The following is a 13,023-nucleotide window of genomic DNA, read 5'->3' as shown; positions in this document are numbered from 1 at the left end:
TCAAAAAAGATTAATTTCACGATTCTGTACCAGCGGTAGGCAATATTTGTCGAACGTTCGTTCGTTTTCAAAATGACCATTCAGGATATCGGGGCCGCCATCTCGGCGGACCGAGCGCAGGACAGCGTCATGACGCTGTTGCCATGCGACTTTTTCGGTATGGCGATTGCTTACGGTTATGACTATCTTGTGTTCCAGTCAGGGGGCGGGTGTTCTCTAAAAACGGCTCTATCGGTCGATCGAGCCCGCGTTTTATTTGGCGTCGGCGCGGTGCGGCGGCGTGAACAGAAAAATACATAACGGACATAGCTGCGTTGCACAGCCGACGCGGCGCTAGACATTTGTGGCTTGGGAATTGAGATCATGCGAAAGACGATGGCGCCGGACAGTCCGGACACCAAGGGTCATAACTATGTCACCGCGCTTGCGCGGGGGCTGGAGCTGCTGCGCTGCTTCGGCGATGCGGCCGAATATCTGGGTAATGCCGAGTTGGCCAAACGAACCGACATTCCCCGGCCGACCGTGTCGCGACTGACGGCCACGCTCACGCAGCTGGGTTATCTGCTCTACATGCCGCATCTGGAAAAGTACCGGCTCGGGCCGCGCGTGCTCGACCTGGGCTATCGCTATCTGGCCAGCGAGGGGGTGGGCAATATCGCCCAGCCGTTCATGCAGGAGCTCGCCGATGCCACCGACTGCATGGTCGCACTCGGTGTGCCCGAAGGCGCCCACCTGACCTATACCCATGCCTGCCAGGGCAAGGGGCCGCTGATCCTGCGCCTGCAGGTGGGCTCGCGGGTGCCGATGGGGTTGTCGTCGATGGGACTGGCGTTTCTCGCCGCCCACGAGCCGGCCGCTCGAGAGCCCTATTACGAGCGCATTCGTGCTGAAAGCGCCATGCCGTGGTCCGACATCGAGCCGTTGCTTGAACGCGCCTACGAAGACTATGCCAATTACGGCTTCTGTATGACCGATCGGACCTGGAGCCGCGACATCAGCGGGGTGGGGGTGCCGTTGATCCTGGAAAACGGTCAGCGGGTGGTGTCGTTCAACTGCGGCGGCGCGGCACAGCGTCTGACCCGCGATGTGCTGGTCGAAAACCTCGGCCCGCGGCTCAAACAGGTAGTGGAACAGGTCAGACAGCTTGTCGTGGGTGGCGACTGATCGATGGTCGATAGCAACCAGGCCGATCGGTTGTCGCTGGCCGACGCCAACGCGCGCTACGATCGCGGCTTCGCCGCGCATCTGGGCTTCGAGTTCGTCGAATGGGTGCCGGATCGGGCCACGCTCGAACTCGAAATTCAGGATTGGCATCTCAACCTCGCCGGCGTGCTGCATGGCGGCATTCTCGCCACGCTGCTCGATATCGCGGGTGCGGCGGCCGGCAGTTATTGCCCCTACCCAGGGCGTATCCGCAAGGCGATCACCCTGTCGATGACCACCACCTTTACCGGTCAGGCCAGCCAGGGCGTCGTACGCGCGATCGGTCGGCGCCGCGCGGGCGGGCGTCGTATCTTCAATTCGACGGTCGATATCGTCGATGCCGACGAACGCCTGCTCGCGATCGGCGAAGGTACCTACCGGCTGCGCAGCGGCTGTGAAGGCCCGGAAGGCGTTCCCATCGATTATTGATCGGGCACGAAAACAGCCGGCCCCATCAGCTGTTTTCAACGCCATCGAGCGCAACGCCGGCAGGTGTCCGTCGTTTCCTGCAATGGCTTCACCGCCGTTGGCCGTGGCGCGCATGCTTTCGCACCTGTGCGTTAGCAACCCGAAAATCCTCTATTGAACAGTTTTTCGGGGCGGGGCTGATAACGAAACGGGCGCGGGCAGTGCGCGCTGCTGCGCGTCGCGGTTGCGCAGGATTTAAGCGCGGCGCGCCGGGATCGACGCACGAGCCGGCAGGCAGGCGTGCACGCACTTATTTGTGCGCAATAAAGAGTCGATTTTTGTGGCGACTGCGCGTATGGTCGAATTCGGTGAACGATCGTTCGGTCAATTGCGGAAGGTCTGGAAAGGGCTCGCTCATGCCGACCTTTGCGTAAAAAACGAACGATCGTTCATGCCGAGTATGAAACTGCGTTTCATTAAATTGACGGTCGGTTGCGGCTGTGTCAGTTTCGCTTCGGTAAAAGAACAGGCTTGGGCTCGCTTGCCGTGGGGTAAGCGGGTGCGAGCACAACATTCGCCACATTGAGGAGAGATCATGCTTGCACTATCCAAGCAGGCCGAGGATCTGCACGCCCGGCTGCTCGCGTTCATGGACGCACACGTCTACCCGTCCGAATCGGTCTATGAACAGCAGCATCAAGAGGCCGAGGATCGCTGGGCCTGGCCGCCGATCATGGAAGAGCTCAAGGCCAAGGCCAAGGCCGAAGGGCTGTGGAACCTGTTTCTGCCGGAAAGCGATTACGGCGCCGGGCTGTCCAACTACGACTATGCGCATCTGTGCGAGATCATGGGCCGCTCGCCGATCGCGCCGATCGTGTTCAACTGCAGCGCGCCGGATACCGGCAACATGGAAGTGCTTGAACGCTACGGCAGCGAAGCGCAGAAGAAGGAGTGGCTGGAGCCGCTTCTGGAAGGCAAGATCAAGTCCTGCTTCTCCATGACCGAGCCGGCCGTGGCCTCTTCGGATGCCACCAACATCGCCACCGAAATCAAGCGCGACGGCGACGAGTACATCGTCAACGGCCGCAAGTGGTGGTCCTCCGGTGCGATGGCGCGCAACTGCAAGATCGCCATCGTCATGGGCAAGAACGACCCCAACGCAGAAAAGCATCGTCAGCAGTCGATGATTCTGGTGCCCCTGGACACCCCGGGCGTGACCATCGAACGGCCGCTGCATGTGTTCGGCTACGACCATGCCCCCAAGGGCCATGCCGAAATTCATTACGACAACGTGCGCGTACCGGCCGAGAACCTGATTCTGGGCGAAGGCCGTGGCTTCGAGATCGCCCAGGGCCGCCTTGGGCCGGGCCGTATCCATCACTGCATGCGCACCATCGGCATCGCCGAGCGCGCGCTGGAAGCCATGTGCGAGCGGGTCGAAAATCGCGAGGCCTTCGGCCGCAAGATTTCCGAGTTCGATTCCATCCGCAAGAATATCGCGCGTTCGCGTATCGAAATCGAGCAGGCGCGTCTGCTTACGCTCAAGGCCGCCAAGATGATGGATGAGGTGGGCAACAAGGAAGCCCGTCAGGAAATCGCCATGATCAAGGTGATTGCCCCCGAGATGGCCCTCAACGTCATCGACCGCGCCATCCAGGCGCACGGTGCCATGGGCGTCTGCCAGGACACCTTCCTGGCCTCGGCCTGGGCGAACGTGCGCACGCTGCGCATGGCCGACGGTCCGGACGAAGTGCATTTGGACAGCATCGCCAAGCTCGAGCTGCGCCGTCAGCGCGCGGCCCGCGGCTAGCTTCATGCACGCCGTGCCGGTGGCCCGCAGGCTGCCGGCACGCGTTCGTTAACGTCAGGAGAATTTGATGTCCAATCTGTTTGACTTGAGCGGCAAGGTTGCCGTGATCACCGGCTCGAGCCGGGGTATCGGCAAGGCGATTGCCTGGCAGATGGCCGAGCACGGCGCCAAGGTCGTGATTTCCAGCCGCAAGAGCGAAGCCTGCGAGCCGGTCGCCGAAGAACTGCGCAACGCCGGCCACGACGCCGTCGCGATTGCCTGCCACGTGGGCAAGAAAGAAGATCTGCAGAATCTCGTCGACAAGACGAAACAAACCTATGGCCAGATCGACGTGCTGGTGTGCAATGCCGCCACCAACCCGGTCTATGGCACCACGGCGGAACTGTCCGACGAGGCCTGGGACAAGATCATGGAAACCAACGTGCGCGGCACGTTCTGGCTTTGCAACATGGTGCTGCCCGGCATGGCCGAGCAAGGCGGCGGCAACGTCGTCGTGCTGTCGTCGATCGCCGGTTTGCGCGGCAACACCGTGATCGGCGCCTATGGCGTATCCAAGGCGGCCGAAGCCGCGCTGGTGCGTAATCTGGCGGTGGAGTGGGGCCCGCAGAATATTCGCGTCAATGCCATCGCCCCGGGGCTGGTGCGTACCGATTTCGCCAAGGCGCTGGTGGAAGATCCGAAACGGCTCGAACAGGCCGAAAAACGTACGCCGGTACGCCGTATCGGCGAGCCGGTGGATATCGCCGGCGTGGCGATGTTCCTGGCCACCGATGCCAGTGCTTATGTCACCGGGCAGACGCTCGTCGCCGACGGCGGCGAGACGATCAGCTGAACATGGTGGATCAGAGTCAGGCCGGCGCGCCGGAAATCGTCGCGGTGCGCGAGGCGCACCGCTTCGATGAGGGTGCGCTCGAACAGTATCTTCGTGACCATGGCCTGGTCGACGGCGGACTCGAGGTTCGCCAGTTCCAGGGCGGTCAGTCGAACCCGACCTATTTCCTCACCACGGGCAGCGCCGACGCGCCGCGCCACTACGTGTTGCGCAAGCAGCCGCCGGGCAAGATTCTGCCGTCGGCGCATCGCATCGATCGCGAGTACAAGGTGATGTCGGCTTTGGTCGACGCGCCCGGCGTGCCCGTGCCGCGTATGCATGTGCACTGTGAGGATGCCGACGTTATCGGCACGCCGTTCTACGTCATGGACTATGTGCCGGGCCGGGTGTTCGGTGATCCCGCCATGCCCGAACTGGCGGCGCAAGAGCGCGGCGATATCTATCGCGGGCTCATCGATGCGCTGGCCGCACTGCACGACGTGGACGTCGATGCCGTGGGATTGTCCGAGTTCGGACGGCCGAACGGCTATGTCGAACGCCAGATCAAGCGCTGGCGCGGCCAGTACGAGGCCTCGGCGACCGAGACCGACCCGAATATGGATGCGCTCGGCCAGTGGCTGACCGACCATATTCCCGCGGACACCACCCCGGCGATAGCCCATGGCGACTTCCGTATCGGCAATCTGCTGATTGCGCCGGACTCGACCGACGTGGCCGCCGTGCTCGACTGGGAGCTGGCCACCATCGGTCATCCGCTCGCGGATCTGGCCTATGCCTGCATGCCCTACCACCTGCCGCACGGTGTGGCCGGTGTGCGCGGGGTCGAAGGTCTCGATCTGGCCGCCCACGGTATTCCCACCGAAGCCGAACAGCTCGAGCGCTACCGCCAGGCTCGCGGGCTCGCGCCGATCGACGATTGGCCGGTATTCGTGGCGTTCTCGCTGTTTCGTACCGCGGCGATTCTGCAGGGTGTGTATGCGCGGGCGTTGCAGGGTAATGCGAGCAACAGCGATGCCTTGAACGTTGGCCGCCGTGCCGGGCTGATCGCCGAACGTGGCTGGGCGGTCGCGCGTGCCCATGATTGAACGAACGTTACAGGCGCGTGCGAGACTGGTGGGTCTGATATGCCACAACGACCCGACGCCATGAAGCCGATCCGCCGAGTTCTCCTGACCAACGACGACGGCGTCGAGGCGCCGGGGCTGGCCGTGGCCGAACGCATCGCTGCCGCGGTCGCCGAGGACGTCTGGGTGGTCGCCCCCATGGCCGACCAGAGCGGCGTGGGGCAGAGCATATCCATGCACCACCCACTACGGGTGACCGAATACGGCAGCCAGCGTTACGCCTTGACCGGCACGCCCGCTGATTGCGTGATGGTCGCCATGGCCGACTGGCTGCGCGACGATCCGCCGGACCTGGTGCTGTCCGGGGTCAACTGGGGCGCGAATCTGTCCGACTCGGTCATGTATTCCGGCACGGTGGGCGCGGTATTGGCGGCTGATCATCTGGGCTTGCCGGCGATCGCCCTGAGCCAGGTCTTTCACGATCGCGGCGCGCTCGACTTTTCGGCCACCGAAGCCTATGCAGCGGAGACGATACGACGCCTGTGGAGCGCGCGCGATGAAGTCGGCCGCTGTTGTTGGAACCTGAATTTCCCCATGCAGGCCGCGGAGTCGATCCAAGGGCTACGCTTTACCCGCCAGTCCACGGGCACGATCGTCGGCCCGCGACTGATCGCGGGAGCGGACGGTCGCGGACTGGCTTATCACTGGCTGAGTTTCGAACGCGATATCACCACCGTCGCTGATCCAGCGTCGGATGTGGTGGCGCTGCGTGACGGCTATGTCTCGGCCACGCCGTTGCACGGCAGCCGCTGCGACGAAGCCCTGCTTGAACAGCAAGCGCTGACCGACGCTTGGCGACTGGACATCAGTCAACGCGCGGAGTAAAAAAGCGGCTTCAAAAAACGAAATAGTATTTCAAGTTAAAGACGCCACGCTGCTGCCTCGCCTGCGACCGATCATTCGTGACGCAGGCGGCGTTGCGGCACCGGCAATGCAAACCGTGGCCTGTCGAACACCGATCAAGAGTGGGGCAGCGCCAAACGCTGGAAAGCGAGGAGACCACTGCTATGTTCGATCGGCATTATGCCGCCTGGCCTGCCAACCTGCCCCATTCGCTGGGGCTGCCACAGACCAGCCTCTACACCAACCTCGAAATCTCGGCGCGGCGCTATCCCGAGCGACCGGCCATCGTTTATTACGACACGCCGCTGAGCTATCGCGAACTCGATGAACAGGTCTGTGCGCTGGCCGGCTATCTGCAGGCCCAGGGCGTCAAGCGCGGCGATCGCGTGATTTTGTTCATGCAGAACGCGCCGCAGTTCGTGATCGGCTACTACGCCATTCTGCGTGCCGATGCGGCGGTGGTGCCGGTCAACCCCATGAACCGCAGCGTCGAACTCGAACACTATGTCGAGGACACCGAGGCTACCGTATGCATCTGTGGTCAGGAGCGCTACGAAGCGGTGGCGCCGCTGCTGGATAGCGGCAAGCTTGGCCACGCGATTGTGGCCAACTACGGCGAATATGCGAGCGCGCCCACCGATCTCGATCTGCCGGCCGAAGTGAAGGCCGAAACCCAGGCTACCGGTCGCGACAACGCCGTGCTCTGGGCCGACGCCCTGAACGCCGGCCACACGCCGAGCGCCCACGAGGCCGGGCCCGACGATCTGTGCGTGCTGCCCTATAGTTCGGGTACCACCGGCGCGCCCAAGGGCTGTGTGCATACCCATCGCACGGTCATGGCCTCGGCGGTACACAGCGTCTACTGGAGCCGTAGCACCTCGGAAGGCAAATCCCTGGCCACGCTGCCGTATTTTCATGTCACGGGCATGCAGAACGGCATGAACGCGCCTATCTTCATCGGTAGCACGGTCGTATTGATGACGCGCTGGGAACGGCGCACGGCGGCGAAGCTCATCGAGCAGTACAAGATCACCCGCTGGACCAATATCGTCACCATGGCGATCGACATGCTCTCCGACCCCGAGATCGAGAAATACGATCTTTCGAGCCTGGAGAACATCGGCGGCGGCGGTGCGGCGATGCCGGCGGCGGTGTCCGACAAGCTGTTCAAGCTTACCGGCCTGCACTACATCGAAGGGTACGGGCTGTCCGAGACGATCGCGGCGACCCATATCAACCCCTTCGACGCGCCCAAGGCCCAGTGCCTGGGCATCCCGGTGTTCGATGTGGATTCGCGCATCATCGATACCGAAACGCTGACCGAACTCGGGCCCAACGAGGTCGGCGAGATTGTGAGCAACGGGCCCCAGGTGTTTTCGGGCTACTGGCGCCGGCCCGAGGAAACCAAGGCCGCGTTCATCGACCTCGATGGCAAATCGTTCTTTCGTACCGGCGATATCGGCTATTACGACGACGAGGGCTATTTCTTCATCGTCGACCGGGTCAAGCGCATGATCAACGCCTCGGGCTACAAGGTATGGCCCGCGGAGGTGGAAAGCCTGATGTATCGTCATCCGGCGATTCGCGAGGCCTGCGTGATCTCCACGCCCGATCCGCGCCGCGGTGAAAGCGTGAAGGCCTGCGTGGTACTCAACAGTGCCGACGCGGCCAGCGCCGAGGACATTCGGGAATGGTGTCGGGAAAACATGGCGGCCTATAAAGTGCCGCGTGTGATCGAAATCTGCGAAACCCTGCCGCGCTCGCCCACCGGCAAGCTGATGTGGCGCGCGCTACAGGAACAGGAGTGGCCGCAGGCCACCGGCTAGGTCAAGGCCGGCGAGTTCGACAACGAATAAACACGCCGCGCCCGAGCGCGCGGCCCACGAATTGGACAAGGAGTAGTTATGAGTGAAGTGGTTTCCTACGAACGCGATGGCGACATCGGCGTGATCACCGTCGACAACCCGCCGGTCAATGCCCTCGGGCATGCCGTGCGCCAGGGCATCGTCGATGCGTTGGACAAGGGCCTGGCCGATGACGGTGCCAAGGCGCTGATGATCATCGGTGGTGGCCGGACCTTCCCGGCCGGTGCAGACATCCGTGAATTCGGCAAGCCGCCGCAGGAACCGAGCCTGCCCGACGTGGTGCAGACGCTGGAAAACAGCGACAAGCTGCTGATCGCGGCCGTGCATGGCACCGCACTCGGCGGCGGTATGGAAATCACCCTCGGCTGCGATTATCGCGTGGCCTTGGATTCGGCCAAGATGGGCCTGCCGGAGGTCAACCTGGGCCTGCTGCCGGGCGCGGGCGGTACCCAGCGCCTGCCGCGCCTGATCGGCGCCAAGGCCGCCATGCAGGCGATTGTCGAAGGCAAGCCGATGAAGGCGGCCAAGCTCAAGGACATGGGCGTGGTCGACGAAGTCGTTTCCGGCGATCTCAAGGCCGAAGCCATTGCCTATGCCGAGAAGCTGGTGGCAGACGGCGCCCCGCGGCGCAAGGTCAGCGAGCTGTCGGTCGAAAAGGAAAGCGACAACGTCTTCTCTGAATTCGAACAGTCGATTGCGCGCAAGAAGCGCGGCTTCCTGGCGCCTTTCCACTGCATCAAGGCCGTTCAGGCCGCGACCGAGCTGGATTTCGCAGCCGGCATGAAGCGCGAGCGCGAGCTGTTCACCGAACTGCTGAATTCGCCGGAATCCGCGGCCCAGCGCCACGTGTTCTTTGCCGAGCGCGAAGTGGGCAAGGTGCCCGGCATTTCGAAGGAAACGCCCAAGCGTGACATCAAGCAGGTCGGCATCATCGGTGCCGGCACCATGGGCGGCGGCATCGCCATGAACTTCCTGTCCGCCGGCATCCCCGTGAAGATGCTCGAAATGAAGCAGGAAGCGCTCGACAAGGGCGTGGCCCTGATTCGCAAGAACTACGAAGCGACCGCCAAGAAAGGCCGCATGACCGAAGAGCAGGTCGAAAAATGCATGTCGCTGATCAGCACCTCGCTGTCCTATGACGACCTGTCCGACGTGGACCTGGTCATCGAGGCCGTGTTCGAAAACATGAAGGTCAAAAAGCAGGTGTTCGGCGAGCTGGATCGGGTCTGCAAGGACGGCGCGATTCTGGCCACCAACACCTCCACGCTCGACGTCGACGAAATCGCGCAGTCGACCAAGCGCCCCGAAGACGTCATCGGCATGCATTTCTTCTCGCCGGCCAACGTCATGAAGCTGCTCGAGAACGTGCGCGGCGAAGCCACGTCGGATGAAGTCATCGCCACGGTGATGGACCTGTCCAAGCGTATCGGCAAGGTCGGCGTGCTGGTCGGTGTGTGCAACGGCTTTGTGGGCAACCGCATCCTGCACAAGCGCCAGGCCCAGGCCGTCAAGCTGGTCAATGAAGGCGCAACGCCGTCGCAGGTCGACAAGGTGCTGTTCGATTTCGGTCTGCCGATGGGCCCGTTCGCCATGGCCGATCTGGCCGGCCTGGACGTGGGCTGGCGTATCCGTGAAGGCCTGCGTGAGGACGATCCGGAAAACGCGCCCGAGCGCGACTGGATGGACGCGCTGGCCGAGCAGGAACGCTGGGGCCAGAAGACCGGCGGCGGCGTGTTCGATTATGCCGAAGGCGATCGTACCCCGCGTCCGTCCGAAACGGCGATGGCCGAAATCGAGAAGTACCGCGCCGAGAAGGGCATCGAGACCCGCGAAGTCAGCGATCAGGAAATCCTGGAGCGCTGCCTGTACGTGATGGTCAACGAGGGTGCCAAGATTCTCGAGGAAGGCATCGCCATGCGTCCGCTGGACGTGGATATCGTATGGATTTATGGCTACGGTTTCCCGGTCTATCGGGGCGGTCTGATGTTCTGGGCCGATCAGGTAGGTCTGGACACCATCCATGCCAAGGTAAAACAGTTCTACGACGAATCGGGCGACCCGGTCTGGCAGCCGTCGGCCCTGCTGGAAAAGCTGGCCAGCGAAGGCCGCAAGTTCGGCGACCTGTAACGCTGGGTATTACGGAGTAAATAATGGATATTCAATATAACGAAGCCGAACTCGCATTCCGCGACGAGGTCCGGGCCTTCGTGGCAGAGAAGCTGCCGAAGGAAATTTCCGACAAGGTGAAGTCCTCCGAGCACGTCTCGCCCGAGGACATGATCACCTGGCAGCGCGCGCTGTATGAAAAGGGCTGGCTGGCGATCAACTGGCCCGAAGAGCATGGCGGCCCGGGCTGGAGCCCGATCCAGAAGCACATCTTCGAGGAAGAAACCGCCGAAGCCGGTGCGCCGCGGATCCTGCCGTTCGGTCTGAACATGGTCGCGCCGGTGATCATCAAGTTCGGCACCCAGGAACAAAAGGACTACTACCTGCCGCGTATCCTCAAAAGCGAGGACTGGTGGGCCCAGGGTTACTCCGAGCCGGGCGCCGGCTCCGACCTGGCCAGCCTGAAATGCCGTGCCGAGCGGGATGGCGATCACTACATCGTCAACGGCCAGAAGACCTGGACCACGCTCGGCCAGCACGCGAACATGATTTTCGTGCTGGTACGTACCGACACCACGGTCAAGAAGCAGGAAGGTATTTCCTTTTTGCTGGTGGACATGGAAAACACGCCCGGCGTGACCGTGCGCCCGCTGATCACCCTCGACGGCGCGCACGAAGTCAACGAAGTGTTCTTCGACAACGTCAAGGTGCCGGTCGAGAACCTCGTCGGTGAAGAGAACAAGGGCTGGACCTGTGCCAAGTACCTGCTCACCTTCGAACGTACCGGCATTGCCGGCGTGGGTATTTCCAAGGCTGCGCTCGAACACCTCAAGCAGATTGCACGCAACGAGCAGGCCGAAGGCAAGCCGCTGATCGAGCATCCGCGCGTGGCCGAGCGTCTGGTCGAGCTCGAGCTCGAACTGATGGCGGTCGAAATGACCAACCTGCGCGTGGTGTCGGCCGCCGAAGCCGGCGGCGTGCCGGGTGCGGAAAGCTCGTTTCTGAAGGTCATGGGCACGGAAGTGCGCCAGAAGATCTCGGATCTCTATCGCGAGCTGGCCGGCCCCTATGCGCTGCCGTTCCCCGATCTCGACGTGGGCGAAGACGCCTTCGGCCCCGAGTTCTCGGCCTCGGCTTCCTCCACGTACTTCAATCTGCGCAAGCTGTCGATCTTCGGCGGCTCCAACGAGATTCAGAAGAACATCATTTCCAAGGCGATCCTCGGACTGTAGTCCGGTACGCAGGAAAAGGAATAGACAATGGATTTTTCCTATAGCGACGAGCAGCGCATGCTCAAGGACATGGTCGACCGCGTGGTGGCCGATCAGTACAGCTTCGAGCAGCGCGAAAAGATCATCAAATCCGACACCGGCTACTCCCCCGAGGTGTGGTCGCAGTTCGCCGAACTGGGCCTGCTGGCGGTGCCGTTCTCGGAAGCCGCGGGCGGCTTCAACGGCGGTGGCGCGGAGCTGATGGTGGTGGCCGAAGGCTTTGGCCGCGGTCTGGTGGTCGAGCCTTATCTGTCCACGGTAGTACTTGCTGGCACCTTCCTGGACGCCGCCCTCGGTGACGATGCCAAGGCCGAGGCCCTGGAGCCGATCATCTCTGGCGAGCAGAAGTATGCGCTGGCCTGCTACGAGCCGAACGGCCGCTACGATCCGTTCTGGATCGAAACCACGGCCCAGAAGGACGGCGACAGCTACGTGCTGTCCGGCAAGAAGGCCGTGGTGCTCGGCGGCGACAGCGCCGATCGCCTGCTTGTGATCGCCCGCAGCAGCGGCGACAACCCGGGCAAGAACGGCCTGAGCGCGTTCCTGGTCGACGGCAACGCCGACGGCGTGTCGCGCGACGGTTACACCACCTTCGACGGCCATCGCGCCGCCGAAATCGTGCTCGATAACGTCAAGGTCGGCGCCGATGCCCTGGTGGGCGAAGAGGGCGGCGCGGCCGTACCGCTGCAGTATGCGCTGGATCGCGGCATCATCGCCCTGTGCGCGGAAGCCGCCGGCGCTATGGAAGTGGCCTGCGATCTGACCCTGGACTACATCAAGGAACGCAAGCAGTTCGGCGTGCCGATCGGCAGCTTCCAGGCCCTGCAGCACCGCATGGTCGATATGCGTATCTCGCTCGAGAAGGTACGTTCGCTGGCCCTGTGGGCGGCCTGCTCGCTGGATGCGCCCGACGCCGAGCGTCGCCAGCGTCTGGCCGCGGCCAAGGCCATGGTCAGCAAGGCCGGCCGCCACGTGGCCGAAGAGGCGATTCAGCTGTTCGGCGGCATGGGCATGATGGACGAATCCTCCATCTCCCATTACGCCAAGCGGATCGTGCTCATCGACCACTACCTGGGCGACGGCAACTATCACACCGACCGTCTCATCGACCTGCTGGTCGAGGAGAACGCGGCCGCGTGATCCGGATGCCGGGTTAGCTCAATACGGGCTGTCGGCTGGCGCTGGCAGCCCGTTTTTTTTAGATTTTCGGCCGGGTCGAACGGGTAAGCCGACGGTCAGGGCCGATGCCCGGTATCTGGCCGGGCGTTATTGAACAAGGAATTTGCTATGAGTCAGAGCACACGGGTGGTGGTGGTCGGGGCCGGGGCGATCGGCAGTTTCTATGGCGCGATTCTCAAGCGCGCCGGCTGTCATGTGAGCGTGGTCCTGCGTTCGGAATACGAGGCGGTCAAGGCCGACGGCTTTCAGATCGACAGCCCGCTGGGCGAGCTGTCGTATCGCCCCGACGCGGTCTATCGCGACGGCGATACGCCCGAGGGGGAAGCCGACTACGTGATCTGCTGTGTGAAGGTGCTGCCATCGATCGATCGCGGTGCGCTGC

Annotated in this window: 12 protein-coding genes; all 12 read left to right on the top strand. The window is 62.9% G+C overall.

Annotated elements, in window-relative coordinates; translation table 11 throughout:
• Positions 1-72 precede the first annotated feature (72 nt).
• Positions 73-300 (top strand): hypothetical protein, encoded by a 228-nt coding sequence (locus tag C84B14_RS15340; RefSeq protein ID WP_353225390.1) that lies wholly within the window; start codon positions 73-75, stop codon positions 298-300.
• A gap of 63 nt (positions 301-363) precedes the next feature.
• A complete protein-coding gene (locus C84B14_RS15335; RefSeq protein ID WP_348765216.1) occupies positions 364-1,164 on the top strand; it encodes an IclR family transcriptional regulator in 801 nt (266 codons plus the stop codon).
• A 3-nt stretch (positions 1,165-1,167) separates the two neighbouring features.
• Positions 1,168-1,632: a PaaI family thioesterase gene (locus tag C84B14_RS15330; protein ID WP_353225388.1), complete on the top strand. Its 465-nt coding sequence runs from the start codon at positions 1,168-1,170 to the stop codon at positions 1,630-1,632.
• 574 nt (positions 1,633-2,206) lie between these two features.
• A complete protein-coding gene (locus tag C84B14_RS15325; RefSeq protein WP_353225386.1) occupies positions 2,207-3,421 on the top strand; it encodes an acyl-CoA dehydrogenase family protein in 1,215 nt (404 codons plus the stop codon).
• A gap of 67 nt (positions 3,422-3,488) precedes the next feature.
• Positions 3,489-4,253, top strand: a complete 765-nt coding sequence (locus C84B14_RS15320; RefSeq protein WP_353225384.1) for an SDR family NAD(P)-dependent oxidoreductase — start codon at positions 3,489-3,491, stop codon at positions 4,251-4,253.
• A 2-nt stretch (positions 4,254-4,255) separates the two neighbouring features.
• Positions 4,256-5,338, top strand: coding sequence for a phosphotransferase (locus C84B14_RS15315; RefSeq protein WP_353225383.1), 1,083 nt, complete (start codon positions 4,256-4,258; stop codon positions 5,336-5,338).
• Between the two features lie 39 nt (positions 5,339-5,377).
• Complete coding sequence (surE, locus tag C84B14_RS15310) at positions 5,378-6,202, top strand: 5'/3'-nucleotidase SurE (RefSeq protein ID WP_353225381.1); 825 nt, start codon at positions 5,378-5,380, stop codon at positions 6,200-6,202.
• A 182-nt stretch (positions 6,203-6,384) separates the two neighbouring features.
• Entirely contained in the window at positions 6,385-8,046 is a 1,662-nt protein-coding gene (locus C84B14_RS15305; RefSeq protein ID WP_353225379.1) for a long-chain fatty acid--CoA ligase, read from the top strand.
• A 78-nt stretch (positions 8,047-8,124) separates the two neighbouring features.
• Positions 8,125-10,212, top strand: a complete 2,088-nt coding sequence (locus C84B14_RS15300) for a 3-hydroxyacyl-CoA dehydrogenase NAD-binding domain-containing protein (RefSeq protein ID WP_353225377.1) — start codon at positions 8,125-8,127, stop codon at positions 10,210-10,212.
• A 23-nt stretch (positions 10,213-10,235) separates the two neighbouring features.
• On the top strand, positions 10,236-11,423 hold the full coding sequence (locus C84B14_RS15295; RefSeq protein ID WP_348765208.1) for an acyl-CoA dehydrogenase family protein: 1,188 nt from the start codon (positions 10,236-10,238) through the stop codon (positions 11,421-11,423).
• Between the two features lie 27 nt (positions 11,424-11,450).
• Complete coding sequence (locus C84B14_RS15290) at positions 11,451-12,602, top strand: acyl-CoA dehydrogenase family protein (protein WP_353225375.1); 1,152 nt, start codon at positions 11,451-11,453, stop codon at positions 12,600-12,602.
• Positions 12,603-12,749: 147 nt separating this feature from the next.
• A partial coding sequence (locus tag C84B14_RS15285) for a ketopantoate reductase family protein (RefSeq protein ID WP_353225373.1) occupies positions 12,750-13,023 on the top strand: 274 nt, incomplete at its 3' end.

The organism is Salinisphaera sp. C84B14, assembly GCF_040361435.1.
In the GTDB taxonomy this organism is placed as follows: domain Bacteria; phylum Pseudomonadota; class Gammaproteobacteria; order Nevskiales; family Salinisphaeraceae; genus Salinisphaera.
The sequence above is the reverse complement of the archived record's forward strand: the minus strand, read 5'-3'. Positions and strand labels throughout refer to the sequence as shown.